This window comes from Nocardioides sp. NPDC058538, from assembly GCF_042719275.1.
GTDB lineage: Bacteria > Actinomycetota > Actinomycetes > Propionibacteriales > Nocardioidaceae > Nocardioides.
The window spans coordinates 94,465-116,815 of record NZ_JBHXNY010000018.1 but is presented as its reverse complement, the minus strand read 5'-3'; the positions used below and the strand labels follow the sequence as shown (position 1 = coordinate 116,815).

Here is a 22,351-nt window from a genome sequence, read left to right as displayed (position 1 = left end):
CCGAGCCCAGTCGGCTCGAACTGCCACGACCCACCGCCGCGTCGGCTCGTCATGACGAGCCGACTCGGCGTGGGTTTCGGTCAGTTCGCGCCGACTCGGCAAGGTCATCTGGCGAGGGGGGCCGTGGTGGCGTCCGTGATCTTGATCAGGTCGGCGGGAGAGAGCTCGATGTCCAGGCCGCGTCGGCCTCCGGAGACGTAGATCGATTCGTACGTCGTCGCGGACTCGTCCAGGACGGTCGGGTGGGGACGCTTCTGGCCGACGGGTGAGATCCCGCCGGCGACGTAGCCGGTCGCACGCTCGGCCGCGGCCACCTCGGCCATCTGCGCCTTCGATCCACCCAGCGCGCGCGCCAGTGCCTTGAGATCGAGCTGGCCGGTGACGGGGACGATGCCGACGACGAGCTTCCCGTCCAGGGAGGCCATCAGCGTCTTGAAGACCCGCTTCGGCTCGACGCCGAGGGCCTCGGCTGCCTCCAGGCCGTAGGACTCCGCGCGTGGATCGTGCTCGTATGGGTGCAGGGTGTAGTCGATGCCGGCCTGGGTGAGGGCCACGGTCGCGGGGGTGCCTCCGCCGGCCCGTTTTCCGGCCTGCTTCTTCGGCATCAGTTGGGGGACCACTTCGTGCGGGCGACCTCGGTCGCGGGCAGCGAGGGGATGACGTTCATCGCCTTGAGCTCGGAGCGGAGCAGGTCGGTGGCCATGCCGAGGCGTACGCCGGCGTCGGGTGCCTCCAGGAGGGCCTGCCGGTCGGGCATCGGCAGGGGAGTGGTGGCCGAGATGGTCCAGGAGAGGAACTCCGGATCCTTCGGGAGCGAGCCGGAGAACGGGTCGTCGCGGAACTCCAGCAGTGCGGCCCGGTAGGCGGTGAAGGTCGCCCGTGCGGTGTCGACGATCGCGTTCGGGACCGCGACGTGGTCCTCGGGGAGGTCCTCGACGTCGGCGACGGGGAAGTCACCCGAGCTGACCAGGCTGTCCATCCGGATCCGGTCGACCGCGAGCACCTCGAGGTCGAAGGAACCGTCCTCGTGCCGCTCGACCTCGGTGATCAACATCTTCACCCCGACGCGGTAGAGCGACTGGGCGCCGGTCTCACCGACCTCGTAGCCCTCGCGGATCGCGACCGAGCCGAAGTGGCGTTCCTCCTCTTCCTGGCGGAGCAGGTGGTGCACCATCGCGCGATAGCGGTCCTCGAAGACGCGCAGCGGCAGCGTCACGCCGGGAAACAGGACCGCGTTGAGCGGGAACATGGGTAGTCGCTGACGCTCGTTCACGGGCACCAACCTATGGGGGCCGCGGGCATGTGCGCCCGCGAACCCCCGTGTTGTTTCAGCTGCCGACCCGAGCCGTCAGTCGCCGTGGACCCCCCGGTCGATCCTGGTGTAGCGCTGACCGCTGGTGGCGCCGAGGAGCGCCCCGACGAGCATCACGGCCAGGAGGGCGATGCCGGTGATCACGGCGCCCCAGGTGAGCTGGTCGTGTCCGTGCCATGACGATCCTCCTTTGGTGGGTCGGAATCCCGAGTACCCGGATCGGGGTGCCGTATGCCTCCCTCCGCCGCGTGTCGCGCGGCGTCCACGTGGCGTCGGCAGATCGGCTCCGGAGGCCGCCCACTCGTAGACTTGAAGCATGATCCGCCGCATCGACCTGAGGGGTGCCGACAGAGGCGCCGCTTCGACCATCGACTACCGCGCCGCCGTGCCGCGTGCCGAGTTCGACATCGAGGCGGCCACTCATGCGGTGCAGCCGATCATCGACGCCGTCCGCGAGCGGGGCCAGGAGGCGATCGCCGAGTTCTCGGAGAAGTTCGACGGCGTGCGCGTCGACGACATCCGGGTTCCGGCCGAGGCGCTGACCAAGGCTCTCGACGAGCTGGACCCGGCGATCCGGGCCGGGCTCGAGGAGTCGATCGCGCGGCTGCGTACGACCTGTGCCGCCGAGCTCGAGAAGGACGCGGTCACCGACCTGGCGCCCGGCGCCCGGGTGACGCACCGCAAGGTGCCGGTGGGGCGCGTGGGGCTCTATGTGCCTGGTGGTCTGGCTCCGCTGGTCTCCTCGGTGCTGATGAACGTCGTCCCGGCGCAGGTAGCCGGGGTGCCGTCGATCGCGCTGGCCTCGCCGCCGCAGAAAGAGTTCGGCGGGCTCCCGCAGCCCACGATCCTGGCCGCGTGCGCGCTGCTGGGCGTGGACGAGGTCTATGCCGTCGGTGGTGCCCAGGCGATCGCCATGTTCGCCTACGGCGTCGAGCCGTGCGAGCGCGTCGACATGGTCACCGGGCCCGGCAACATCTACGTCGTCACCGCGAAGCGCCTGCTCAAGGGGCAGGTCGGGATCGACTCCGAGGCCGGCCCGACCGAGATCGCGATCCTCGCCGACGAGACCGCCGAGGCCGCCTACGTCGCCGCCGACCTGATCTCCCAGGCCGAGCACGACCCCCTCGCAGCCTCGGTGCTGGTCACCGACTCCGAGACGCTTGCCGCCGATGTCGAGGCCGAGCTCGACAAGCAGGTCGCCGCGACCAAGCACGTCGAGAGGATCCGTACGTCACTGACCGGTGCCCAGTCGGGCATCGTGCTCGTCGACGACATCGACCAAGGCGTTGAGGTCGTGAACGCGTACGCCGCCGAGCACCTCGAGATCCACACCGCCGACGCCGCCCGGGTCGCCGGCCGGATCCGCAACGCCGGCGCGATCTTCGTCGGCTCCTACGCTCCGGTGTCGCTGGGTGACTACTGCGCCGGGTCCAACCACGTGCTGCCCACCGGCGGCTGCGCCTGCCACTCCTCGGGCCTCTCGGTGCGGGCCTTCACCAAGTCGATCCACGTCGTCGACTACTCCCGCGAGGGCCTGGCCGCGGTCAAGGACCACGTGGTCACGCTCGCCGAGGCCGAGGACCTGCCGGGCCACGGCGCGGCCGTATCGGTGAGGTTCTCGTGAACTGGCCGCCGATCCGTGCCGAGCTCGCGGGGATCGAGCCCTACGGCGCTCCGCAGCTGGACGTCCCGGTCCAGCTCAACGTCAACGAGAACCCCTACCAGCCCTCCGCCGAGACGGTCGCCGACATCGCGGCCAGCGTCGGTGAGGCGGCGCGCACGCTCAACCGCTACCCCGACCGCGAGTTCGTCGCCCTGCGGGAGGGGCTGGCGGCGTACCTCTCCTCGGATGTGGAGGCTCAGATCACGCCGGAGCAGGTGTGGGCGGCCAACGGGTCCAACGAGGTGATGCTGCAGCTGCTGCAGGCCTTCGGTGGTCCCGGGCGCACCGCGATCAGCTTCGCGCCGACCTACTCGATGTATCCGGAGTACGCCCGCGACACCAACACCGAGTGGGTCGTCGGACACCGCGAGAGCGACTTCGCGATCGATCTGGAGAAGGCGCGGGCGCTGGTCGAGGAGACCCGCCCCCACGTCGTACTGCTGCCGAGCCCCAACAACCCCACCGGCACCGCGCTGCCGCCGGAGGCGGTCACCGTGCTGTGCGAGGCCGTCGGAGACGGCGGCATCGTCGTCGTCGATGAGGCCTACGGCGAGTTCCGTCGGACCGGGGTGCCCTCGGCGCTGGAACTGCTCGACCGCCACCGCAACCTGGTCGTCACCCGTACGATGTCGAAGGCCTTCGCCGGAGCCGGGCTGAGGCTCGGCTACCTGGCGGCCGACCCGGCGATCTGTGACGCGATCCGCGTCGTACGCCTGCCCTACCACCTCTCCGCGGTCACCCAGGCGGCGGCGAGCGCGGCCCTGCGGCACGCGCCAGAGCTGCTGGGCTACGTGGCAGATCTTCGCGAGGAGCGGGACACGCTGGTCGAGTGGCTGCGTGAGCAGGGGCTCGAGGTCGCCGACTCGGATGCCAACTTCGTCCTCTTCGGACGCTACGCCGACCGGCATGCGGTCTGGCAGGGGCTGCTCGACCGCGGAGTGCTGATCCGCGAGACCGGGCCCGACGGATGGCTGCGGGTCTCGGTCGGGACACCCGACGAGATGACCGCTTTCAAGCAAGCTTTGACCGATGTGAACGGAGCACGCGCATGACGCGCACTGATCGGACCGCCCGGATCGAGCGGGAGACCTCGGAGTCGAAGGTCGTCGTCGAGGTGAACCTCGACGGCACCGGACGGGTGGACGTCTCGACGGGTGTCGGCTTCTACGACCACATGCTGACCGCTTTCGGACGGCACTCCCTCGTCGACCTGACCGTGCACTCCGAGGGCGACGTGCACATCGACGCCCACCACACCGTCGAGGACACCGCGATCGTGCTCGGCCAGGCGCTGCGCGAGGCGCTGGGAGACAAGAAGGGCATCCGTCGCTACGGCGACGCGACCGTCCCGCTCGACGAAGCCCTGGTGCGGTGCGTCGTCGACGTCTCCGGTCGACCCTATTCGGTCCACACAGGGGAGCCGGAGGGCCAGCAGTACGTGCTGCTCGGCGGCTCCGGGGTGCCCTACCTCGGCTCCCTGACCCAGCACATCTTCGACTCCATCGCCCACCACGCCCACCTGACGATGCACGTCAACGTGCTCGCCGGGCGCGAGCCGCACCACATCGTGGAGACGCAGTTCAAGGCGTTCGCGCGAGCGTTCCGCGATGCGATCGCCTACGACCCGCGCGAGACCGGGATCCCGTCGACGAAGGGCGCACTGTGAACGAGCGTCAGCGAGTGAACGATCGTGTCCCTACAGTGCCGCGTTCGTATTCTGGCGCTTGCGTCACGGACGTGGTGCTGTGAGTGGGCCTTCGGTGGTCGTGCTCGACTACGGATCGGGCAACGTACGCTCGGCCGTCCGCGCCGTCGAGCGCGCCGGCGCCTCGGTCGAGCTGACCGGTGACCTCGACGCCGCGATGGCGGCCGACGGGCTGCTGGTGCCCGGCGTGGGCGCTTTCGAGGCCTGCATGAAGGGCCTGCGCGCGATCCGCGGCGAGCGGATCATCGCCCGCCGGCTCGCCGGCGGTCGCCCGGTCATGGGGATCTGCGTCGGCATGCAGATCCTCTTCGAGACCGGCATCGAGCACGGTGTCGAGACCGAGGGCTGTGGCGAGTGGCCCGGCGTCGTCGAGCGTCTCCAGGCGCCGATCGTGCCCCACATGGGCTGGAACACGCTCGACGTGCCGTCCGGGACGTCGCTGTTCGCGGGCGTCGAGAAGGAGCGGTTCTACTTCGTGCACTCCTACGGCGTACGCGACTGGACCCTGGTCACCAACGACCGCACCGTCGCGCCGCTGGTCACCTGGGCCGAGACGGGACCTGATTCTGGGGGTGGCGACCGGTTCGTGGCCGCCGTCGAGAACGGCCCGCTGAGCGCGACCCAGTTCCACCCGGAGAAGTCCGGGGACGCCGGCGCCGCGGTGCTGCGCAACTGGGTGTCCTCCTTGAAGGCGGCGTAGGTGGCCCAGACCGGAGCCCGGGCGAAGGCCCGCGCCGAGCGCGAGCGGCTGGCCGCCCAGGCCGCCGAGGAGCGTGCTGCCCGGGCGGCCAGGTCCGCCTCCCGCCGAGCCCGGCGGGAGCGGTTGACCGGGTGGGTTCCGGCTCGCCGGTCCCGACCGGTCAGTGCGCTCGCGGAGCGCCGGCGGCGCAACGTACGGATCCTGATCGTGGTCCTGCTGCTCCTCAACGCGTTGGTCTACCTCGTCACCGAGGACGTCGGCACGGTGGTCTTCTCAGCCATCGCGTCGGTGCTGGTCGCGCCTGTGGTCTACACGCTGCTGTTCCGCCGCTAGAGTGGCCGGATGGCCAAGACGACCTGGACCGATGCCGATCCGGTGGGTTTCATCGAGGCTGTCGAGCCTCCGGGTCGTCGTCGGGACGCCGCCACGCTGCTGGAGCTGATGCGGCGCGCCACCGAGGCGGAGCCCCGGATGTTCGGGTCCGCGATCGTGGGATTCGGCGAGTACCACTACAAGTACGCCAGCGGCACCGAGGGCGATGCCCCGGCCGCGGGTTTCTCGCCCCGCAAGGCCGCCTCGGTCGTCTACCTCAACGATGGCATCTCGGCCCATGAAGACCTCCTCGCCCGCCTCGGCCCACACACCCACGGTGTCGGCTGCCTCTATCTCAAGGACGTCGCCGCGGTCGATCTGAGCGTTCTCGAGGAGATCATCCGGCGCTCGTACGCCACCCTCACCGGCGGCACCTACGGCAAGCGCGCGGCGGAGGACTGATCCCTCTGATCGGCCGTGAGCGGCCGGTCGGCTGTGGCACAGTGGGCGTCGTGATCATCATCGCCGGGTCGCTCTCTTGCAACGCCGCGGACCGCGACGCATATCTGGTGGCGACCGCCGATGTTGCTCGTGCGGCGCGCAAGGCGCCGGGGTGCCTCGACTTCGTCCAGGCCGCCGATCCGATCGACCTCGGTCGCATCAACGTCTATGAGCGCTGGGCATCGGACGCCGACGTCGAGGCGTTTCGGATCTCGGGTGGCGACGAGGATGGCCCGGAACTGCCCCAGCTCACCGGCGCGGACGTTCGGAAGTACCGCATCTCCGCGGTGGAGAGTCCGTAGCGCGCCTGCCGCGCAGGATCGCTCGGTCGGTGCGTCGAGTGCGGCAGGATAGCCGCCGTGATCGACGACTTCGCGAAGGCACATCTGCACGACAAACTGCGTGGCGTGCGCGAGGCCCTGGTGTGGAAGCTCGAGGGGCTCTCCGAGCATGACGTCCGCCGTCCGATGACACCGACGGGCACCAACCTGCTCGGGCTGGTCAAGCACAACGCCCTCTCGGACGCCCGCTACTTCGGCGAGGTCTTCGGCCGTAAGCCACCGGTCGACCTTCCACCGTGGGACACCGCCGGATGGTGGGACGCCACCCACTGGGCAACAGATCACGAGACCCGGGCCGAGGTCCTCGACCTCTACCGCAGCGTCTGGTCCCACGTGGACGCCACCATCGAAGCGCTCCCGATCGACGCTCCCGGCTACGTACCGTGGTGGGACGAGGACGTCATGCTCCTCAACGTCATGGCCGCCCGCCTCTGCGACGCCACCCGTCACGCCGGCCACGCCGACATCCTCCGCGAGAGCATCGACGGCTCGGTCGGCGTCAACCCCGAGGGCGCCTGAGTGCGGGCGCCGAAGGTGCACAGCTGGGCGATCCCCGAGCGGGAGTACGCGCGACACGAGACTCGGCGAGGCCGGCGCTACGCATACCGGAGCCTCGAACCAGCCAGGACCGCGCTGATCGTCGTCGACCTGGTCGCCGCCGGATGTAGTGTCGGAACATGACCGACTACGAGGTCTCCAGGTCCGCGATTCTTCAGTGCGACATCGGGCGCGCGCACGCGCTGCTCGACGACTTCCACGAGTGGCCGGCCTGGTCGCCCTGGGAGGAACTCGACCCGGACATGACGCGGACCTACTCGGGTGCCGAGTCCGGTGTCGGCGCGCGCTATGCCTGGTCGGGCAACAAGCGCGCGGGGGCCGGCTCGATGGAGATCACCGAGTCGAGCCCCGAGCACATCGGCGTCGCGCTGGAGTTCCTCAAGCCGTTCAAGAGTCGGAGCACCGTGAGCTTCGATCTGACGACCGTCGCCGGCGGTACGCAGCTGACGTGGACCCACGCCGGGTCGGTGAGCGGTGTGATGGGGCTGATGACCAAGTTCTACTCGATGGAGAAGGCGATCGCGCCCGACATGGAGAAGGGGCTGGCCAAGCTGGCGACCGTGGCCGCGCGACCGGCGGGCACTGACTGATTCCGTCTGCGCGGCTCCTAAACTGATTGCGTACCGATCCCGGCGCGACCTAGGTTGCCGGACATGACACCTCGGCGGTTCGGGATCTGCGTCGACGCCAACGACCCGGAGCGGGTCGCGGAGTTCTGGGCAGCGGTGCTGGGCCGGGAGCCCGAGACGAATGGCGACGAGATCCGGCTGCTGCCACGAGCCGAGGACGACCTCCGGATCCGGTTCCTACCCACCGACCCGCCGAAGACGATCGAGAACCCGCACCATCTCCATCTGACCAGCAGCCTGCCCGATGACCAGCAGCGGACCGTCGACCGGCTGATCGGCCTCGGGGCCACTCACCTCGACGTGGGGCAGCGGCCGGACGAGGACCACGTCGTGCTCGGCGACCCGGAAGGCAACGAGCTGTGCGTGATCCCGGCCGGCAACCGGTGGCTGGAGGGGACGGGTTTCCTGGGCGAGGTGGCCGCGGACGGGTCGCGGGAGACCGGGATCTTCTGGAGCGCGGCGCTCGGCTGGCCGCTGGTCTGGGACCAGGACGGCGAGACCGCGGTCGCGACACCGTCGGGCAGCGCCAAGGTCGCCTGGGGCGGGCCGCCACCGGTGCCGCGTGGGCCGCGGGACCGGTTCCGTTTCGACCTGATCGCGCCCGAGGACACCGGCCCTGCTGATGAGATCCGGCGCCTCGTCGCGCTCGGCGCCACGGTCGTCGCCGAGACGTACGGTGACGGGCCGTGGGCGAGGATGACCGACCCGGATGCGTACGAGTTCGAGGTGCTGGCGGCTCGCTGAGCGTGATCCTCCATGAAGGTATGCGGCCGAAGCACCGCTTCCCGTGCGGAGCTCCGCGAGGGATGTGCTCCTCCGCCTGCATACCTTGCTGGAGGAACCGTCTCGCAACCGGACGGCGGGGCAGGGGTGGCGGCGTACAGAACATAGGATCGTCCTCATGGGTGACTACCTCGAGCTCCTGCCGGCCGTCGACGTGAAGGGCGGGCAGGCGGTGCAGCTGGTCCAGGGTGTGGACGGGTCGGAGAAGCGGTTCGGCGACCCCTACGAGGCCGCGCTGAGGTGGCAGGAGACCGGGGCCGAGTGGATCCATCTGGTCGACCTCGACGCCGCGTTCGGCCACGGCAACAACCGCGAGATCCTCGCCGGGATCGTCGGCAAGCTCGACATCAAGGTCGAGATGAGCGGCGGGATCCGCGACGACGAGTCGCTCGAGGCCGCGATGGCGACCGGCTGCCGCCGCGTCAACATCGGCACCGCCGCGCTGGAGAACCCGGAGTGGACCCGGCAGGCGATCGCGACCTACGGCGACCGGGTCGCGGTGGGTCTGGACGTACGCGGGCGTACCCTCGCGGCGCGCGGCTGGACCAAGGACGGCGGAGACCTCTACGAGACGCTCGCCCGCCTCGACTCCGAGGGCTGCGCGCGCTACGTCGTCACCGACGTCAACAAGGACGGCATGCTCCAGGGCCCCAACCTCGACCTGCTGCGCGCGGTCTGCGAGGCCACCGACCGCCCGGTCGTGGCGAGCGGGGGAGTGACCACCATCGACGACATCGAGGCGCTGATGGGCCTGGTGGAGGTCGGTGTCGAGGGTGCGATCGCCGGCACGGCGCTCTACACCGGGTCCCTGGACCTCGCCGACGCGCTCGACCTCACCCTCGGTCGGCCGCGTGGGGACCAGTCATGAGTCTGGCCGTACGCGTCATCCCGTGTCTCGACGTCGACGCCGGTCGCGTCGTCAAGGGGATCAACTTCAAGGAGCTGCGCGACGCCGGCGACCCGGTGGAGCTGGCCGCGACCTACGACAAGGAAGGCGCCGACGAGCTCACCTTCCTCGACATCTCCGCCTCCCACGAGGGGCGCGCGACGACGCTCGAGATCGTCACCCGCACCGCTGAGCAGGTCTTCATCCCGCTCACGGTCGGCGGCGGCATCCGCAGCGTCGAGGACGTGGACCGGATGCTCCGCGCCGGCGCGGACAAGATCGCGGTCAACACCGCGGCCATCGACCGCCCCGAGCTGATCGCCGAGATCGCCGACCGGTTCGGCAACCAGGTGTTGGTGCTGTCCGTCGACGCCCGCAGGGCGCAGGGGACCGACTCCGGCTTCGAGGTCACCACGCATGGCGGGCGCAAGTCTGCCGGCAGAAGCGGAGCCCGAGGCGAATGGCAGAGCCTCGACGCCATCGAGTGGGCCGCGAAGGCCGTCGAGCTCGGTGCCGGTGAGATCCTGCTCAACGCGATGGACGCCGACGGCACCGAGGACGGCTTCGACATCGACCTGATCAAGGCCGTACGCAGCGAGGTGACCGTCCCGGTCATCGCCTCCGGTGGCGCCGGCAAGGCCGAGCACTTCCCGCCCGCGGTCGACGCCGGTGCGGACGCCGTCCTCGCGGCCACCATCTTCCATTTCGGCAAGGTGCGGATCGGCGAGGTCAAGCAGGCGCTCTCCGGCGCCGGCGCGCCGGTTCGCTGACGGATTGCCGCAAGCACTTTCCCGCCATGGCGGGAAAATGCACCCCCGCGGACAACTAGCTCAGCAGCGAGCTCGGGATCTGCCCGTGGCGTACGCGCTGGGGGTGGTTGCCGACGTCGAGGTAGGCGAGCTCCTCGCCGGTGCGGAAGTCGATCACGGCGAGCGCGTCGGCGTCGGACAGCGATGCCCAGCAGGTGTTGCCGAGGCCTTCGGTGGTCCAGTAGGGCTTGCCGTAGTAGTGGCCGGTGGTCTCCTCGTCGAGGATGGTGTGCTCGCCGCTGGCGCGGTCGACCATCGCGACGTAGTCGTCCATCGTGCCCGCCGCACACAGGGTCTCGCCCTTGGAGTCGATCGAGAGGCCGTGGTGGGCTGAGTCATTGACGTAGAGCTCGCGGGGCAGCGGGGTGCGCTTGGGGAGCTGGATGACCCGGGTGACAGCGCCGGTGCGGGGCTCCTCGACGGAGCCGGTGGAGTAGCCGACCTTCCCGTCGATGTCGGCCGCCTGGGTGTCGAACTCGACCAGGCCGTGCAGGAACGACATCTGGAAGTAGATGAACCGCTCACCGGGGGCGACCGCCATCGGACGTACGGCTGAGGAGATCGACGGGTAGCCGGCCTCCTCCAGCTCCTTGCCCATCTCCCAGCGCTGGGAGACCTCGAAGCTGGACTCGGCGACGATCTCGAACCAGCGGTCGCCCTTGATCGCGTCGTGGATCGGGCCGATCTTGATCGGCGGGAGCAGGTCGGTGCCGGGGATGGTGCCGAGGCCGAGCTGGTCGAGGTTGATCAGCGGCAGCGAGTCCAGCGAGATCTCCTTCTGGTCGCCGGGCAGGTAGACGCGACCGATGGAGGCGTGGAAGATGCGCGAGCCGTCCTTGGAGTAGTTGTTCTCGTGGGGCGTCTCGCCCGACTCGAACGTACGCAGCCGCTCACCCGTCCGCGCATCGCCCGCCCCGCCCATCCAGTACTCGTGCACCGAGCGCGAGGTCGAGTCCGAGACCAGCAGCTTGGTGCCGTCAGGGGAGAGGCCCATGTGGTCGGTGCGGTGGCCGTCCATCTGCCGCTCGACCACGACGGAGTCCGGCGAGCCCGCGAGCGCCTTCTCGATGTCGATCCAGACCACATCGGCGAGGCTGGGACGCGAGACCGCCAGCAGCCTGCCGTCCCGGGTCGTGAACATGTCGTCCACGAGCTGGTCGTTGCCTTCGCCGGGGCCGTAGCGGACCAGGTAGTACATCGCCAGCCGCTCTGGATCCTGGTGGATCTCGGCGATCTCCTCGTCCTTGTCGGGCACCAGGTCGATGTCCTTGCGCAGCACCTCGAAGCTGCGGGCATCGACGATCGAAGCCGTCCCGTCCCAGTTGTTGCCGACGACCATCACGTCCCGCAGCTCTGGTGTCGCGCTCGCGCTCACTGCTGGGGCGGCTGCGGTGAGTGAGAAGACGAAGAGCATGGCGACGGTGACTGTTGCCGCACGACGCATCGTGGGACCTCCTGGGGGATTCGGTTATCTGAGACACAACGTCTCGAAGCGCGAGGAGGTTACGGCCGTCGACCTCGAACGCCTTCTGCCAGCGGGCAGGGTCTACGCTGCGGCATCGGCCTGCGTCCTGTGTCAGTGTCAGGAGGACATGTGCAACGTGGCGAAGTCTGGTGGGTGGAGTTCGACGAGCGGCGGCCGGTCGTGCTGCTGTCGGGAGAGGACGCGTCCGGGATCCAGGTGATGCAGGTCGTCGCTCCGGCGGGTGTCGACCTCACCGGTCTGGGCGTCGAGGTGGCAGTAGGCGCCAAGGACGGACTGCCCTTTGAAGGCGTGCTTCGGTTCGCGTTGCCGCGCCCGGGATCCACCCCGTGCACGTGGCTGACCATCTTGTCCCGCGACGATTTGATCGAGCGAGCAGGGGCCCTGTCCTCCGCGAAGCTCAGTGAGATCGAAGACGCCCTCCGGCTCGGTGGACTCGGATAGGCGGAGAAGCCTCAGAACCCGAGGCTGGCGTTCTCCAACTGCGTGATCCGCTCCGCCGGGCCGTCGAAGGACAAGCCCCGCACCTCATGACGCCCGAAGCAGAACAGCAGGAGCTCGCCGACCGGGCCGGTGATGGTGACGGGCTCGTCGCCGGCGCGCAGGGTGGCGGTGTCGATGCCGTTGTTGATCACGAGCGGCGTCTGAGCGGAGCGGACCAGGCCCTTGCCGAGCAGCTTCAGGGTGCGCCAGAGGGCTCGCTCGGCAGCGGCGGGGAGCGTACGCGGCTCCCAGCCCGGCTGGGCGCGGCGGAGGTCCTCGTGGTGGACGAAGAACTCGACGGTGTTGACGGCCCGCTCGACGGGACCGAGCGCGAACGGGGTGCCCTTCGGGTCGCGGAGACGGTCGGCGAGGGACTCGAGCGGCTGGGCGGCGTACGCAGCCTCCGCCTTCCTCAGCACGGGCGCGAGCGGTGGCAGGAAGATGCCCGGCGCTGCCCATGGGCGGCGTTCGCGAATGAGCAGATGCACCAGCAGGTCCTTGACGTCCCAGCCTTCGCAGAGCGTGGGGGCCGTCGGCCCGAGAGAGACGGCGGTGTCGCACAGGGCGATGCGCTCGGAGCGCGCGAAGAAAGCCACGGCTTGCACCTTATCGAGCCATTCCAGCGCACGGTGGTTTCAAAAAAATTCGTCGCAGTCACGGTGCTGACCTAGGCTTTACCTCGAGATGAGCGACGAGGAACAGATACCCCAGCGGGCCACGACGACCGACGGGTTCAAGGTTCTCGGAGTCGCCATCCGGCGCGAGTGGGCGGTCTTCACCCTCTCGACTCTGGGCTCCGCGCTCTTCGGTGCGCTGACCGTCGCCGACGCCTGGGTGCTGGGCTGGTCCACCGACCATGTTCTGGTGCCTGCGCTGCGCGACGGCGAGATCGGCGCCGGCTGGCTGTGGGCCGTGGTCGGGCTCTTCGTCGGTGTCGCGATCCTGCGGGCCGTCGGGGTGGTGGCGCGGCGGCTGGGCGCCGGGGTGATGCAGTACCGCATGCAGGCGCATTCGCGCCGCGCGGTGACCCGCCAGTACCTCGCGCTCCCACTCGCCTGGCACCACCGGCACCCGACCGGTCAGCTGCTCTCCAACGCCAACTCAGACGTCGAGGCGTCCTGGGCGCCGATCGCGCCGCTTCCGATGGCGGTCGGGACGCTCGCGATGATGGTGATCGCGATCGGGCAGATGTTCTGGACCGACGTCGTCCTGGCCTCGGTCGCGATCCTCGTGTTCCCGGCGGTCGTCGTCGCCAACCTGGTCTTCCAGCGCTTCTCCTCCCCGCTGATGACCCGTGCCCAGCAGCTGCGCGCGGAGCTCTCCGGGATCGCCCACGAGTCCTTCGACGGCGCGCTCGTCGTCAAGACTCTGGGCCGCGAGGCCGAGGAGACCACCCGCTTCCAGGACAAGGCCCAGGAGCTGCGCGACGTCAACATCCACGCCGGCCGGATCCGCGCCGCCTTCGACCCGATCCTGGCCGCGTTGCCCAACGTCGGGGTCCTCGCCGTCCTGGCCGTCGGCGTCGGCCGCGTCTCCAGCGGTGCCGCGGCGCCCGGTGACGTGGTCCTGATCGGCTTCCTGCTCACCATCGTCGCCTTCCCGATCCGTTCCTTCGGCTGGCTGCTGGGGGAGTTCCCGCGCAGCGTGGTCGGCTACCGGCGGGTCCAGCGGGTTCTGGACGCGACCGGACGTCTGGCCTACGGCGAAGAGAGGACCAGCCGCGAGCCGACCGGCGCCCGCGTCCGGGTCGACGGCATCTCCTACGCCTACGCCGGCGGCCCGACGCTCCTCGACGGTGTCGACTTCGAGGTCGAGCCAGGGCGTACGGTCGCGATCGTCGGCGAGACGGCCGCCGGCAAGAGCACCCTGACCATGCTGCTCGCGCGGCTGGTCGACCCCGAGACCGGCCGGATCACGCTGGACGGCACCGACCTGCGCGACCTGGGCGCGGGGGAGTGGGCCAGGGTGGCGGCGCTGGTGCCGCAGACGGCCTTCGTCTTCGACGACTCCGTACGCGGCAACGTCACCCTCGGCGCCGACCTCACCGACGACGAGGTCTGGTCGGCGCTCAAGGCCGCCCAGGCCGACGGCTTCGTCACCGCACTGCCGAAAGGTCTCGACACCACCCTGGGCGAGCGCGGTGCGAGCCTCTCCGGCGGCCAGCGCCAGCGCCTGGCCCTGGCCCGAGCGCTCGTACGCCGCCCACGGCTCCTGATCCTCGACGACGCCACCTCGGCCGTCGACCCCGAGGTCGAGCAGCGCATCCTCTCCGCGCTGCGGAGCGGCGCCAACGACACCAGCCTGGTCGTGGTCGCCTACCGCAAGGCCACCATCGCGCTCGCCGACGAGGTCGTGCACCTCGAGGCCGGCCGCATCCGCGACCGCGGCACCCACACCGAGCTGCTCGCTCGCGACGAGTCCTACGCCCGCCTGGTGAACGCCTACGAGACACCGGAGACCGCGCAGTGACGGCCACACTCGAGCCCGAGACCCGGGTCGACAGCGGCGAGGAGCTCGGCGCGATCGAGACCATCCGCCGGGGTATCAAGCACTCCCCGGAGCTGGTCGAGGGCATCCGCGGCACCTTCGCGCTGGCCGTGATCGCGAGCGTCGGGCAGGTCGTCGTACCTGTCGTCGTCCAGCAGACCCTCGACAACGGCCTGAGCGGTCCCGACGGCCCCGACCTCGGCTACGTCCTGCGCGCCGGCCTGATCGCGGTGGTCGCCATCGCGGTCACCGGCTGGGCGTCGTTCAAGATGACCAGCCGGCTCTTCACCGCCGCCGAGCGGGGCCTGGCGACGCTGCGTACGAAGGCCTTCCGGCACGTCCACGACCTGCCGATGCTCACCCAGTCGACCGAGCACCGCGGGGCACTGGTCTCGCGGGTGACCAGCGATGTCGACCAGGTCAGCCAGTTCATCGTCTTCGGCGGTCTGCTCTTCATCGTCAGCATCGGGCAGATGCTGGTCGCCACCGTCGTGATGGTGATCTACTCCTGGCAGCTCGCGATCCTGGTGTGGCTCTGCTTCGGCCCGCTCTTCCTGAGCCTGCGGTTCTTCCAGCGCAAGCTGTCCGCGGCCTACACCCTCTCCCGCCGCCAGGTCGCCAAGATGCTCTCCGCGGTCTCCGAGCCGGTCGTCGGCGCGGCCGTGGTGAAGGCGTACGCCGTCGAGGACCGCACCCAGGAGCGCATCGACCGCGAGATCGACGCCACCAGCGCCGCCCAGATCAAGGCTCAGGCCTACACCTCGGTCTTCTTCAGCCTCGGTGGCCTCTCCGGCGGCCTCGCCAACGCCGGCGTGATCGTAGGTGGCGTCCTGCTGGCGCTCGCCTACCAGGGCACGAGCGGCGCGCTGACCGTCGGCGAGATCCTGGCCTTCGCGTTCCTGGTGACGCTGTTCGTGGGCCCGGTGCAGATGGGTACGCAGATCCTCACCGACGCGCAGAACGCGATCGCCTCCTGGCGGCGCACGATCGGCATCCTGGACACGCCCGCCGACCTCGTCGATCCAGGTGCCGAGGGCACTGTCCTGCCCCGCGGCTCGCTCTCGATCGAGTTCGACGCGGTCACCTTCGCCTACCCCGGCGGCCGTCCGGTCCTGCACGACATCTCCTTCGAGATCGCGCCCGGCCGCCGGGTCGCCGTGGTCGGCGAGACCGGGTCGGGGAAGTCGACGATCGCGAAGCTGCTCACCCGGGTGATGGACGTGACCGACGGCCGGGTCCGTCTCGACGGCGTCGACGTACGCGAGATCGGCAACGCCTCGCTGCGCACGAGCGTCGTGCTCGTCCCGCAGGAGGGCTTCCTCTTCGACTCCACCCTGGCCGACAACGTCCGTTACGGACGGCTGGACGCGACCGACGAGGAGATCGAGGAGGCCGCCCGGATCCTCGGTCTGGGGGACTGGCTGGCCGGTCTCCCCGCCGGCGTCCGCACCAGTGTCGGGCAGCGCGGCGAGTCACTCTCGGCCGGCGAGCGGCAGCTCGTGGCGCTCCTGCGAGCCCAGCTGGCCGATCCCGACCTGCTCGTCCTCGACGAGGCCACCTCCGCCGTCGACCCGCGTCTGGAGATGCGGATCAACCGGGCCCTGGAGCGCCTGATGAGCGGCCGTACGTCGGTCACCATCGCCCACCGGCTCTCCACCGCCGAGGCGGCCGACGAGGTGATCGTCGTCGACGCCGGACGACTCGCCCAGCGGGGCCCGCACAGCGACCTGGTGGCGCAGGCCGGCTCGACGTACGCACGCCTGCACGCCTCCTGGGTCGCCCAGCAGGGTGCGTAACTCCGCCACGCCTGGTCCCCGCTGTGCTGCTCATGCACTCGTCCGCTTGGCCCAATACCGGTAGCGACCGCCCGGTCTACCATGCCCGCATGGCTCCGACACGGATTTGGGCCCTGGGACGGTCTTCCGGTGGCGTGTCGTCGCGCCATGTGCTCAGACCTAGATGTCGTCCTGGCTGGAGATGCGACCCCCTAGGACGACGGACCCCATGAATGATTCGAACTCCGGGCCTACAACCGCGAATTGCCCATACTTACAGGTCACGCTGAACGAAAGCATCACGCGCTTCCTTCTATCCGTCGAATCGATGAGCGTCTCGATCACTTGGGCTTGATAGAGATCGAACCGGGACCCGTCGATGCGAACGTCGACCTCCGCGAGTTGCACGATCGCAGGCATTTGGTCCGATTCGACCCATGTTCTTTTGACCAGGTCGGCTGTGGCTCCATTGGCCCGCAACGAATCCACCGACGAGTCAGCCACGTCCTCAAGACTCGGCAAGTCCATTCCATACATGCCTCGAACGGTCAAGATCGGAACATACCCGTCGGCCAACGACCCCCAGCGAAGTGCGACTGCGAATGCGTCTGATTTTTCGAGACCGTCCGGATCAGCGCCTCGCCAATGCGTATTCGGTAGGTCGAACCTAATCGGAACCGGAAAAGTGGCGGGCATCAGAAGAACCCGCCAATCGCGTCGACCACGCCTTTGGCAGCATTCTTTGCTTCGCCGGCGTCGATACTGATCTTATCAACGGCATCGGGGCCAATAGCCCTCTTGATGTTGTTGTATTGCTCAACGGGATTCGTGGTCATGCCATCAGCGATATCGGCGGCTTCCTCAGGATTCGCCATTGCCAGCTTGCCGATCTCGTAATAGGTCTTAGGTAGAGCCAGGGCGCCCTTCGCCGCGCCCTCGGCTGACTCGCCCGGATGCTCCGCGGCCCATCTAATCCCGTGGCCCACGGCTCCGTTAATATCATTCGCAGTGTTGGCCAAGTCGCGCGCAGCGACATCGGGGTCCTCGATGATTTCTTTGGCTGTGCGCCCCATTTCTGGGAAGTCCAATTCGACCGATGGTTTGATAGTTCCTCCAATTCCGGGAGTTAGGCCAAACTCGCTACCGAAATTGAACTTCCCATCCTTCCAGCCGTAATCCACGCTACCAGTCGCGCCACTCCCGGTCTGGCCTTCGGCATTGAGACCAATCCCGATTCCGCCGTAGTTGATGGAGCCGCCTAGTCCTGCTTTCGCGCCGTTAGATACATCGACTCCTGCCTCGACACCGTCTCGACCAACCTTGAGGTTGGCTTCGGCGTCACTACCCACGTACGCGTACCCATTCGCGCCCATCGTCAGGTACCCATCCTTGATGCTGAGATTTCCCTCAACGTCGACGATGCGTTCATGAACGCCGACGCTGAGGTGGAGTCCATCCTTGTCAATCTTCCCGATCGCCTCACCAGAATGGCTGTTCAGGGTAAGGCTTCCATCCGCCTCCAGCTTTACATCACCCGCTTGAGCTCCGACGTTGCCATCGATCTGAAACTGATGCGTCTCTCCGTTGGCATCAATAAGCTGGATCGCCTTGCCGTCTGGGCTTATCTTGAAACCCTTGAGTTCGCCAGACTTTCCGCCATTAGCGGCCGGATTATCGGCATTGGTGTCAAAAAACCCACCCAAGATACTGCCGAGCGCGCCGAGGCCCCCCCAATTAGTGGCCTTGGCCTCTCCGTCGCCGACTGTCTTGCTGTCCTTGTCCGGACCCGCCGGCATGACGGCTATGTTCCCTGCGTCGTTCAACTGTTCGCGCGCATCCGCCAGGATCTCTTCCGCTTCCTTGCGCAAAGACTCGCCTGGGTCGACGAACGGTCCAGGGTGTGCGAACCCGATCAGAGGAACCGATCTGCCGCTCCTGAGAGCGGCGTTGTGTGCATCGACCTTGTGGTTATAGCCATCGACGGCCGCGTTGTGGTCGGCCAACGCCGTCTTAGTCGCTGCTTCGCCTTCATTCCATTTGTCGATGGCATCCTGTGCGCGGTCTTGGGCGGCCGCCAACGCGTCCGCATACCCGTTCAGGTTCGTCCCTGCGTGCTTCAGAGCGTCACGGTAGGCCTCGAACTTCGCGGTCTCCTGCCCTGCCTTGAGGACGTACCCGAGCTTCCCGAGACCACCTTCCCAGGTTGGAACAGCAAGGCCATCGATCGTGTCGAGCAAGTCGCCGATGCGTCGCTGCTCATCAAGGATCGCCGTGGCTTGCTCAGCCACGGCCGCCTTGTCTCCGACGATCAACGCCCTCGGGTCATCAGACGCGCCGAGTTCGGCGCCCTTGGGGAGCGCCATCATTCAGCCGTCGATGCGCCGGATGGTGGGGGCGTCAGCGGAGAGAACTGGGCGCCGTCTTGGCCGTAGACGTGGGGCAGCGGCTGCTGCTGGCTAGATAGTCGCGGGACGTCTGATAAAGGGGTCAGCTTGCTGCTACCTCCTTCCGCAAAGGGGTCGGACTGCATCCGATGAGCACTGTCAAGGTCAGCTTGCTCATAGTCTCGCGCCTTGTCGCGGAGGTACTCCGACAGCGACTCCAGGCCCTTCCCCAGTTCGCGTTGGGCGTCCTTCGTCCGCGACACCAGCTCTTTCAACCAGGAAGCGACCTCGATGTGGCCAACCCGGCCAGACCCGGTAGCCGAGTCCGGCATCTTGGATGAACCGAGGTCCTCGAGCAAGGCGTCGTATTTTCCTGCCGTGCGTCGTAGGTCCTCTATCGTCACTTCATACCCGTTCACCGGCATCCCCCGTGCGGTTGTGGTTCCTTACTCCTCGTCTTCCTCAGGAGTAGGCAGTTCAACACGTCCAGCACGAAGATTCGTTCTACCCGAGGAAACAAGAGCTTCTAGCTCAAAGCAAAGTTGGCATGGCCCAGGCGGCGAGTCAATGCCAATCGCAGTTCACTGTGGAGAAACCTCCGGACTCATGCCGGCGCTACTCGTTGGACCTGTGAATCGCGCCGTTGCCCGCCTGGTGATACGGGTGGGGCTAGGCGGCCAGTGCCGTGAACGGGGACCATGGGAGGTTGCGGACGACCGTGAAGACGACGGTTAGGGCCAGCCAGGTGTAGAGCGCGGCCCGGGAGCGCGCCCATCCGGGTGCGGGGCGGCCGCCGACGCGGTCGCGGAGCCAGAAGAACCAGAGCAGCGCGAGCAGCGGCAGCCCCAACACGAACATCAGTGCGTTGTGGCCGACCGCGCCGGCGAGGTCACCCGAGAGCAGCGACATCGTGCCGCGGGTCATCCCGCATCCGGGGCAGTCGATGCCGGTGAGCGCGTGGATCGGGCACGGCGGCACGTAGGCGACGAGCCCGGGTGTTGTGGCGAAGACGGCCGCGAGGCCCGTCCCTCCGGCCACGACGGCCAGTGGGACGAGCCCCGCACGCACTCGTTTCATTGCTTGTTAACGAGAGCTCAGTACGTGCTGGTCGAACCACCCATGCTGACCGCGCCGACCGCGATCAGGATGACGTACAGAATGACGAGGACGACGCCGACGGCCGCACCGATGCCGGCCCACTTCTTGGCGCCCGCGCCATCGCCCTGAACGGCCTTGACGATCGATACGATGCCGAACGGCAGGCAGCAGAACAGGGTGACCAGAATTCCGAGAACGAGACCGGTGGTGTCCGTTCCGGGCTTCTCGGACGGGGTGTAAGCAGACATGCGCTATACCTCTAGTGTGTGTTGACCGCGACGGTCATGGTTTGGAACTCGGCCCGGCGTGTGGTGGGCCGAGTTTTGCGTGCGCATCCTTGCATGGGTGTTGCCTGCGGCGACAAGTGAATCGCCGAGCCCATGCAATCTCGTTACAGAGACGGATGTGCGGAGGCTCGGGTGCCGCGGGGATACTGGATGTGTGAGCACTCTTGACCCCGCCATCGCCGATCGCCTTAAGCGCAACTCCGACGGGCTGGTGCCTGCGGTGGCGCAGCAGCATGACACCGGCGAGGTGCTGATGCTCGGCTACATGGACGACGAGGCCCTCGCGCGCACGCTCGCGACGGGCCGGGCGACCTACTGGTCCCGCAGCCGGCAGGAGTACTGGGTCAAGGGGGAGACCTCCGGCCACCGGCAGTACGTCAAGGAGGTCCGCCTGGACTGCGACGGCGACACGATCCTGCTCAAGGTCGACCAAGAGGGCCCGGCCTGCCACACCGGCGACCACACCTGCTTCGACGCCGGCCTGATCTCGTACGGTGCTATTTCGTGAGGGCTTCGTTCGGCCCGACCGTCACCGCCGGCCTCGCCGGCGCGGCCCTCGCCGCATGGGCCGGCTCCAACGAATGGGTGAAGGTGACCGCCCCGGCCCAGATGCCGGCCGACCTCAACGACTCGCCGGCCACGACCGGCCTGGCCCTGGTCGCCCTCGCGGCCTGGGGCGTGATCCTGGTCACCCGAGGTCTCGTACGTCGCCTGGTGGCCGCCCTCGCCGGCCTGGCCGGGATCGGCGTGATCGTCACCTTCTTCGGCCATGCCGGGATCGACGCGCTCGGCCGGGCGATCGACTCCGAGGTGGTATGGGGCGAGACCGAGCACAGCACCACCCCCTGGCCCTACCTCGCGCTCCTCGGCGCGGTCCTGACCGTCGCGGCGGCGGTCGCGGCCGTGCGCCTGGCTCCTTCGTGGCCCGAGATGGGCCGCAGGTACGACGCCCCGGCCACCGCGAAGCCGGAGCAGAAGCCGTTGGAGGAGCAGTCCACGATCGATGTCTGGAAGTCGTTGGACGAGGGTCGGGACCCGACATCGGGGGATCAATGAATACACTGCAGCCAAGCAAAGTGAACTCGTAGAGGAGCATCGCATGTCCGCCAGCCACGGCAACACCCCGGCAGCCTGGATCGCAGTCGCGGTCGGCCTCCTCGGCTTCCTCATCGGCAGCGTCGCCATGATGCTCGACCCGATCAGCTGGTTCGTCTTCTGGATCGGAGTCGCCGTGACCGTCGTCGGTGGCCTGCTCTTCATCGTGCTCTCCAAGCTCGGCTTCAACGTCGAGTCACACTGACGTACGCCGCGAGGCCCCGGTCCTGGACAGGACCGGGGCCTCGCGGCATCCGGGGTGAGAGGCTGTGTCTATGGACACGGTCAAGCGAATGCTGGTCCCCGGATCGGTCGGCGGGTGCGTCGCGGCGCTGACCGTCGCACTGGCGGTGCGCGATCCGCATGAGGCGGGAAGCTGGGGACTCTGCCCGTTCCTGGCCATGACTGGATGGCAGTGTCCTGCTTGTGGTGGTTTGCGGGCGGTCAACGACCTCACCCACGGTGACGCGTTTGGGGCGCTGTCGAGCAATCTCTACTTCGTGTTGCTGTTACCCGTGTTCGCTGGGCTGTGGGTGGTCTGGATGCGCAACTCCTGGCAGGGACGTACGCTCCATCTCTCCCGGCACAAGACGCGCACCGTCGTCTATCCAGTGCTCGCCGCACTCCTCGGACTGCTGGTTGTCTTTACGGTGCTGAGGAACACGCCGAGCGGTGCCTGGCTGGTGCCCTGAGTCACAGGGGCCGGGTCTCGCCGAAGCTCCAGTCGTAGCCGCCGGAGACGATGGCGACGATGATCCAGATGATCGAGATGAGCAGGCCGACGCCGCCCAGGATCGTCCCAGCAAGGGCGAGCCCGTGACCGGTCTTGGCCCCGTTGGACTTCTTCACGTCGCTCATGCCGATAAGACCCAGAACGAGTGCCGCGATCGGGAACAGCGGGATGATCGAGCAGCAGAATGAGTTCACGATGCCGAGGATGCCGGCGATCAGCGAGATCAGCGCCGGGATCGACTGTCCGCCGCTTCCCGCGGCGCCACCCGGGGGAGTCGGGGCCCCATAGGCAGGGGGCGGCGGGGGTGGCGGGGTGCCGTAGCTCATT

General features: G+C 68.3%; 29 protein-coding genes. 19 read left to right on the top strand and 10 right to left on the bottom strand.

Annotated elements, in window-relative coordinates; genetic code table 11:
* Positions 1-104: 104 nt before the first annotated feature.
* Together ybaK and ACFWQC_RS17250 are read right to left on the bottom strand one after the other, a co-directional pair.
* Positions 105-605 (bottom strand): Cys-tRNA(Pro) deacylase, encoded by a 501-nt coding sequence (ybaK, locus tag ACFWQC_RS17255; protein ID WP_378680304.1) that lies wholly within the window; start codon positions 603-605, stop codon positions 105-107.
* A complete protein-coding gene (locus tag ACFWQC_RS17250) occupies positions 605-1,273 on the bottom strand; it encodes an LON peptidase substrate-binding domain-containing protein (RefSeq protein WP_378680302.1) in 669 nt (222 codons plus the stop codon). The genes ybaK and ACFWQC_RS17250 overlap by 1 nt, the downstream gene beginning before the upstream one ends.
* Positions 1,274-1,628: 355 nt before the next feature.
* On the opposite strand from ACFWQC_RS17250, the gene hisD reads away from it, so the two are divergent.
* From hisD to hisF, 12 genes are all read left to right on the top strand, one after another.
* Positions 1,629-2,936, top strand: coding sequence for a histidinol dehydrogenase (gene hisD, locus ACFWQC_RS17245; protein WP_378680299.1), 1,308 nt, complete (start codon positions 1,629-1,631; stop codon positions 2,934-2,936).
* Positions 2,933-4,027, top strand: a complete 1,095-nt coding sequence (locus ACFWQC_RS17240; RefSeq protein WP_378680296.1) for a histidinol-phosphate transaminase — start codon at positions 2,933-2,935, stop codon at positions 4,025-4,027. Before hisD ends, ACFWQC_RS17240 begins: the two co-directional genes overlap by 4 nt.
* Entirely contained in the window at positions 4,024-4,641 is a 618-nt protein-coding gene (gene hisB, locus ACFWQC_RS17235) for an imidazoleglycerol-phosphate dehydratase HisB (protein WP_378680293.1), read from the top strand. Before ACFWQC_RS17240 ends, hisB begins: the two co-directional genes overlap by 4 nt.
* 79 nt (positions 4,642-4,720) lie before the next feature.
* Positions 4,721-5,380: an imidazole glycerol phosphate synthase subunit HisH gene (gene hisH / locus ACFWQC_RS17230; RefSeq protein WP_378680290.1), complete on the top strand. Its 660-nt coding sequence runs from the start codon at positions 4,721-4,723 to the stop codon at positions 5,378-5,380.
* Entirely contained in the window at positions 5,381-5,713 is a 333-nt protein-coding gene (locus tag ACFWQC_RS17225) for a hypothetical protein (protein ID WP_378680287.1), read from the top strand.
* 9 nt (positions 5,714-5,722) lie between these two features.
* Positions 5,723-6,154, top strand: coding sequence for a DUF1801 domain-containing protein (locus ACFWQC_RS17220; RefSeq protein WP_378680285.1), 432 nt, complete (start codon positions 5,723-5,725; stop codon positions 6,152-6,154).
* Positions 6,155-6,204: 50 nt separating this feature from the next.
* Positions 6,205-6,495, top strand: a complete 291-nt coding sequence (locus ACFWQC_RS17215; protein ID WP_378680283.1) for a putative quinol monooxygenase — start codon at positions 6,205-6,207, stop codon at positions 6,493-6,495.
* A gap of 57 nt (positions 6,496-6,552) precedes the next feature.
* Positions 6,553-7,053 (top strand): DinB family protein, encoded by a 501-nt coding sequence (locus ACFWQC_RS17210; RefSeq protein WP_378680280.1) that lies wholly within the window; start codon positions 6,553-6,555, stop codon positions 7,051-7,053.
* A 158-nt stretch (positions 7,054-7,211) separates the two neighbouring features.
* Positions 7,212-7,682 (top strand): SRPBCC family protein, encoded by a 471-nt coding sequence (locus ACFWQC_RS17205; protein WP_378680278.1) that lies wholly within the window; start codon positions 7,212-7,214, stop codon positions 7,680-7,682.
* Between the two features lie 63 nt (positions 7,683-7,745).
* The gene (locus ACFWQC_RS17200; protein WP_378680276.1) at positions 7,746-8,465 is read left to right on the top strand and encodes a VOC family protein; all 720 of its coding nucleotides are present in this window, start codon (positions 7,746-7,748) and stop codon (positions 8,463-8,465) included.
* A gap of 157 nt (positions 8,466-8,622) precedes the next feature.
* The gene (priA, locus tag ACFWQC_RS17195; RefSeq protein ID WP_378680274.1) at positions 8,623-9,372 is read left to right on the top strand and encodes a bifunctional 1-(5-phosphoribosyl)-5-((5-phosphoribosylamino)methylideneamino)imidazole-4-carboxamide isomerase/phosphoribosylanthranilate isomerase PriA; all 750 of its coding nucleotides are present in this window, start codon (positions 8,623-8,625) and stop codon (positions 9,370-9,372) included.
* A complete protein-coding gene (hisF, locus tag ACFWQC_RS17190) occupies positions 9,369-10,160 on the top strand; it encodes an imidazole glycerol phosphate synthase subunit HisF (RefSeq protein ID WP_378680272.1) in 792 nt (263 codons plus the stop codon). Before priA ends, hisF begins: the two co-directional genes overlap by 4 nt.
* Before the next feature lie 55 nt (positions 10,161-10,215).
* Here the strand turns inward: hisF and ACFWQC_RS17185 are convergent, their stop codons facing one another.
* Complete coding sequence (locus ACFWQC_RS17185) at positions 10,216-11,643, bottom strand: YncE family protein (RefSeq protein ID WP_378680270.1); 1,428 nt, start codon at positions 11,641-11,643, stop codon at positions 10,216-10,218.
* 150 nt (positions 11,644-11,793) lie between these two features.
* Between ACFWQC_RS17185 and ACFWQC_RS17180 the strand changes: the two genes are divergently transcribed.
* Complete coding sequence (locus ACFWQC_RS17180; protein ID WP_378680268.1) at positions 11,794-12,126, top strand: type II toxin-antitoxin system PemK/MazF family toxin; 333 nt, start codon at positions 11,794-11,796, stop codon at positions 12,124-12,126.
* 11 nt (positions 12,127-12,137) lie between these two features.
* Here ACFWQC_RS17180 and ACFWQC_RS17175 read toward each other — a convergent pair whose 3' ends face one another.
* Positions 12,138-12,761, bottom strand: coding sequence for a TIGR03085 family metal-binding protein (locus ACFWQC_RS17175; RefSeq protein WP_378680266.1), 624 nt, complete (start codon positions 12,759-12,761; stop codon positions 12,138-12,140).
* 88 nt (positions 12,762-12,849) lie between these two features.
* On the opposite strand from ACFWQC_RS17175, the gene ACFWQC_RS17170 reads away from it, so the two are divergent.
* Positions 12,850-14,634 carry an ABC transporter ATP-binding protein gene (locus ACFWQC_RS17170; RefSeq protein ID WP_378680264.1) on the top strand — a complete coding sequence of 595 codons (1,785 nt, stop codon included), beginning with the start codon at positions 12,850-12,852 and terminating at the stop codon, positions 14,632-14,634.
* On the top strand, positions 14,631-16,448 hold the full coding sequence (locus tag ACFWQC_RS17165) for an ABC transporter ATP-binding protein (RefSeq protein WP_378680261.1): 1,818 nt from the start codon (positions 14,631-14,633) through the stop codon (positions 16,446-16,448). Before ACFWQC_RS17170 ends, ACFWQC_RS17165 begins: the two co-directional genes overlap by 4 nt.
* 159 nt (positions 16,449-16,607) lie before the next feature.
* On the opposite strand, the gene ACFWQC_RS17160 is transcribed toward ACFWQC_RS17165, so the two are convergent.
* From ACFWQC_RS17160 to ACFWQC_RS17140, 5 genes are all read right to left on the bottom strand, one after another.
* Positions 16,608-16,931: a hypothetical protein gene (locus ACFWQC_RS17160; RefSeq protein WP_378680259.1), complete on the bottom strand. Its 324-nt coding sequence runs from the start codon at positions 16,929-16,931 to the stop codon at positions 16,608-16,610.
* Between the two features lie 191 nt (positions 16,932-17,122).
* A complete protein-coding gene (locus tag ACFWQC_RS17155) occupies positions 17,123-18,790 on the bottom strand; it encodes a putative T7SS-secreted protein (protein ID WP_378680256.1) in 1,668 nt (555 codons plus the stop codon).
* Positions 18,790-19,230, bottom strand: a complete 441-nt coding sequence (locus ACFWQC_RS17150; protein ID WP_378680254.1) for a hypothetical protein — start codon at positions 19,228-19,230, stop codon at positions 18,790-18,792. The genes ACFWQC_RS17155 and ACFWQC_RS17150 overlap by 1 nt, the downstream gene beginning before the upstream one ends.
* Before the next feature lie 250 nt (positions 19,231-19,480).
* A complete protein-coding gene (locus ACFWQC_RS17145) occupies positions 19,481-19,849 on the bottom strand; it encodes a DUF2752 domain-containing protein (RefSeq protein WP_378680253.1) in 369 nt (122 codons plus the stop codon).
* Positions 19,850-19,905: 56 nt separating this feature from the next.
* Positions 19,906-20,157 carry a CD225/dispanin family protein gene (locus tag ACFWQC_RS17140; protein WP_378680252.1) on the bottom strand — a complete coding sequence of 84 codons (252 nt, stop codon included), beginning with the start codon at positions 20,155-20,157 and terminating at the stop codon, positions 19,906-19,908.
* Between the two features lie 193 nt (positions 20,158-20,350).
* Between ACFWQC_RS17140 and hisI the strand changes: the two genes are divergently transcribed.
* From hisI to ACFWQC_RS17120, 4 genes are all read left to right on the top strand, one after another.
* Positions 20,351-20,704: a phosphoribosyl-AMP cyclohydrolase gene (gene hisI, locus ACFWQC_RS17135; protein WP_378680249.1), complete on the top strand. Its 354-nt coding sequence runs from the start codon at positions 20,351-20,353 to the stop codon at positions 20,702-20,704.
* Positions 20,701-21,252, top strand: a complete 552-nt coding sequence (locus tag ACFWQC_RS17130; RefSeq protein WP_378680246.1) for a Trp biosynthesis-associated membrane protein — start codon at positions 20,701-20,703, stop codon at positions 21,250-21,252. Before hisI ends, ACFWQC_RS17130 begins: the two co-directional genes overlap by 4 nt.
* 43 nt (positions 21,253-21,295) lie before the next feature.
* Positions 21,296-21,496 carry an HGxxPAAW family protein gene (locus ACFWQC_RS17125; protein ID WP_091046498.1) on the top strand — a complete coding sequence of 67 codons (201 nt, stop codon included), beginning with the start codon at positions 21,296-21,298 and terminating at the stop codon, positions 21,494-21,496.
* 70 nt (positions 21,497-21,566) lie between these two features.
* The gene (locus ACFWQC_RS17120; RefSeq protein WP_378680243.1) at positions 21,567-21,983 is read left to right on the top strand and encodes a DUF2752 domain-containing protein; all 417 of its coding nucleotides are present in this window, start codon (positions 21,567-21,569) and stop codon (positions 21,981-21,983) included.
* A 1-nt stretch (position 21,984) separates the two neighbouring features.
* Here the strand turns inward: ACFWQC_RS17120 and ACFWQC_RS17115 are convergent, their stop codons facing one another.
* Positions 21,985-22,350 carry a DUF4190 domain-containing protein gene (locus ACFWQC_RS17115; protein ID WP_378680241.1) on the bottom strand — a complete coding sequence of 122 codons (366 nt, stop codon included), beginning with the start codon at positions 22,348-22,350 and terminating at the stop codon, positions 21,985-21,987.
* Position 22,351: the final 1 nt, after the last annotated feature.

Coding starts and splice junctions, on each gene's coding strand:
- ybaK (WP_378680304.1), bottom strand. CDS start 605: ATGCCGAAGAAGCAGGCCGGAAAACGGGCCGGCGGAGGCACCCCCGCG.
- hisD (WP_378680299.1), top strand. CDS start 1,629: ATGATCCGCCGCATCGACCTGAGGGGTGCCGACAGAGGCGCCGCTTCG.
- hisB (WP_378680293.1), top strand. CDS start 4,024: ATGACGCGCACTGATCGGACCGCCCGGATCGAGCGGGAGACCTCGGAG.
- ACFWQC_RS17220 (WP_378680285.1), top strand. CDS start 5,723: ATGGCCAAGACGACCTGGACCGATGCCGATCCGGTGGGTTTCATCGAG.
- ACFWQC_RS17205 (WP_378680278.1), top strand. CDS start 7,212: ATGACCGACTACGAGGTCTCCAGGTCCGCGATTCTTCAGTGCGACATC.
- ACFWQC_RS17200 (WP_378680276.1), top strand. CDS start 7,746: ATGACACCTCGGCGGTTCGGGATCTGCGTCGACGCCAACGACCCGGAG.
- priA (WP_378680274.1), top strand. CDS start 8,623: ATGGGTGACTACCTCGAGCTCCTGCCGGCCGTCGACGTGAAGGGCGGG.
- hisF (WP_378680272.1), top strand. CDS start 9,369: ATGAGTCTGGCCGTACGCGTCATCCCGTGTCTCGACGTCGACGCCGGT.
- ACFWQC_RS17185 (WP_378680270.1), bottom strand. CDS start 11,643: ATGCGTCGTGCGGCAACAGTCACCGTCGCCATGCTCTTCGTCTTCTCA.
- ACFWQC_RS17170 (WP_378680264.1), top strand. CDS start 12,850: ATGAGCGACGAGGAACAGATACCCCAGCGGGCCACGACGACCGACGGG.
- ACFWQC_RS17155 (WP_378680256.1), bottom strand. CDS start 18,790: ATGGCGCTCCCCAAGGGCGCCGAACTCGGCGCGTCTGATGACCCGAGG.
- ACFWQC_RS17140 (WP_378680252.1), bottom strand. CDS start 20,157: ATGTCTGCTTACACCCCGTCCGAGAAGCCCGGAACGGACACCACCGGT.
- ACFWQC_RS17125 (WP_091046498.1), top strand. CDS start 21,296: ATGTCCGCCAGCCACGGCAACACCCCGGCAGCCTGGATCGCAGTCGCG.
- ACFWQC_RS17120 (WP_378680243.1), top strand. CDS start 21,567: ATGGACACGGTCAAGCGAATGCTGGTCCCCGGATCGGTCGGCGGGTGC.
- ACFWQC_RS17115 (WP_378680241.1), bottom strand. CDS start 22,350: ATGAGCTACGGCACCCCGCCACCCCCGCCGCCCCCTGCCTATGGGGCC.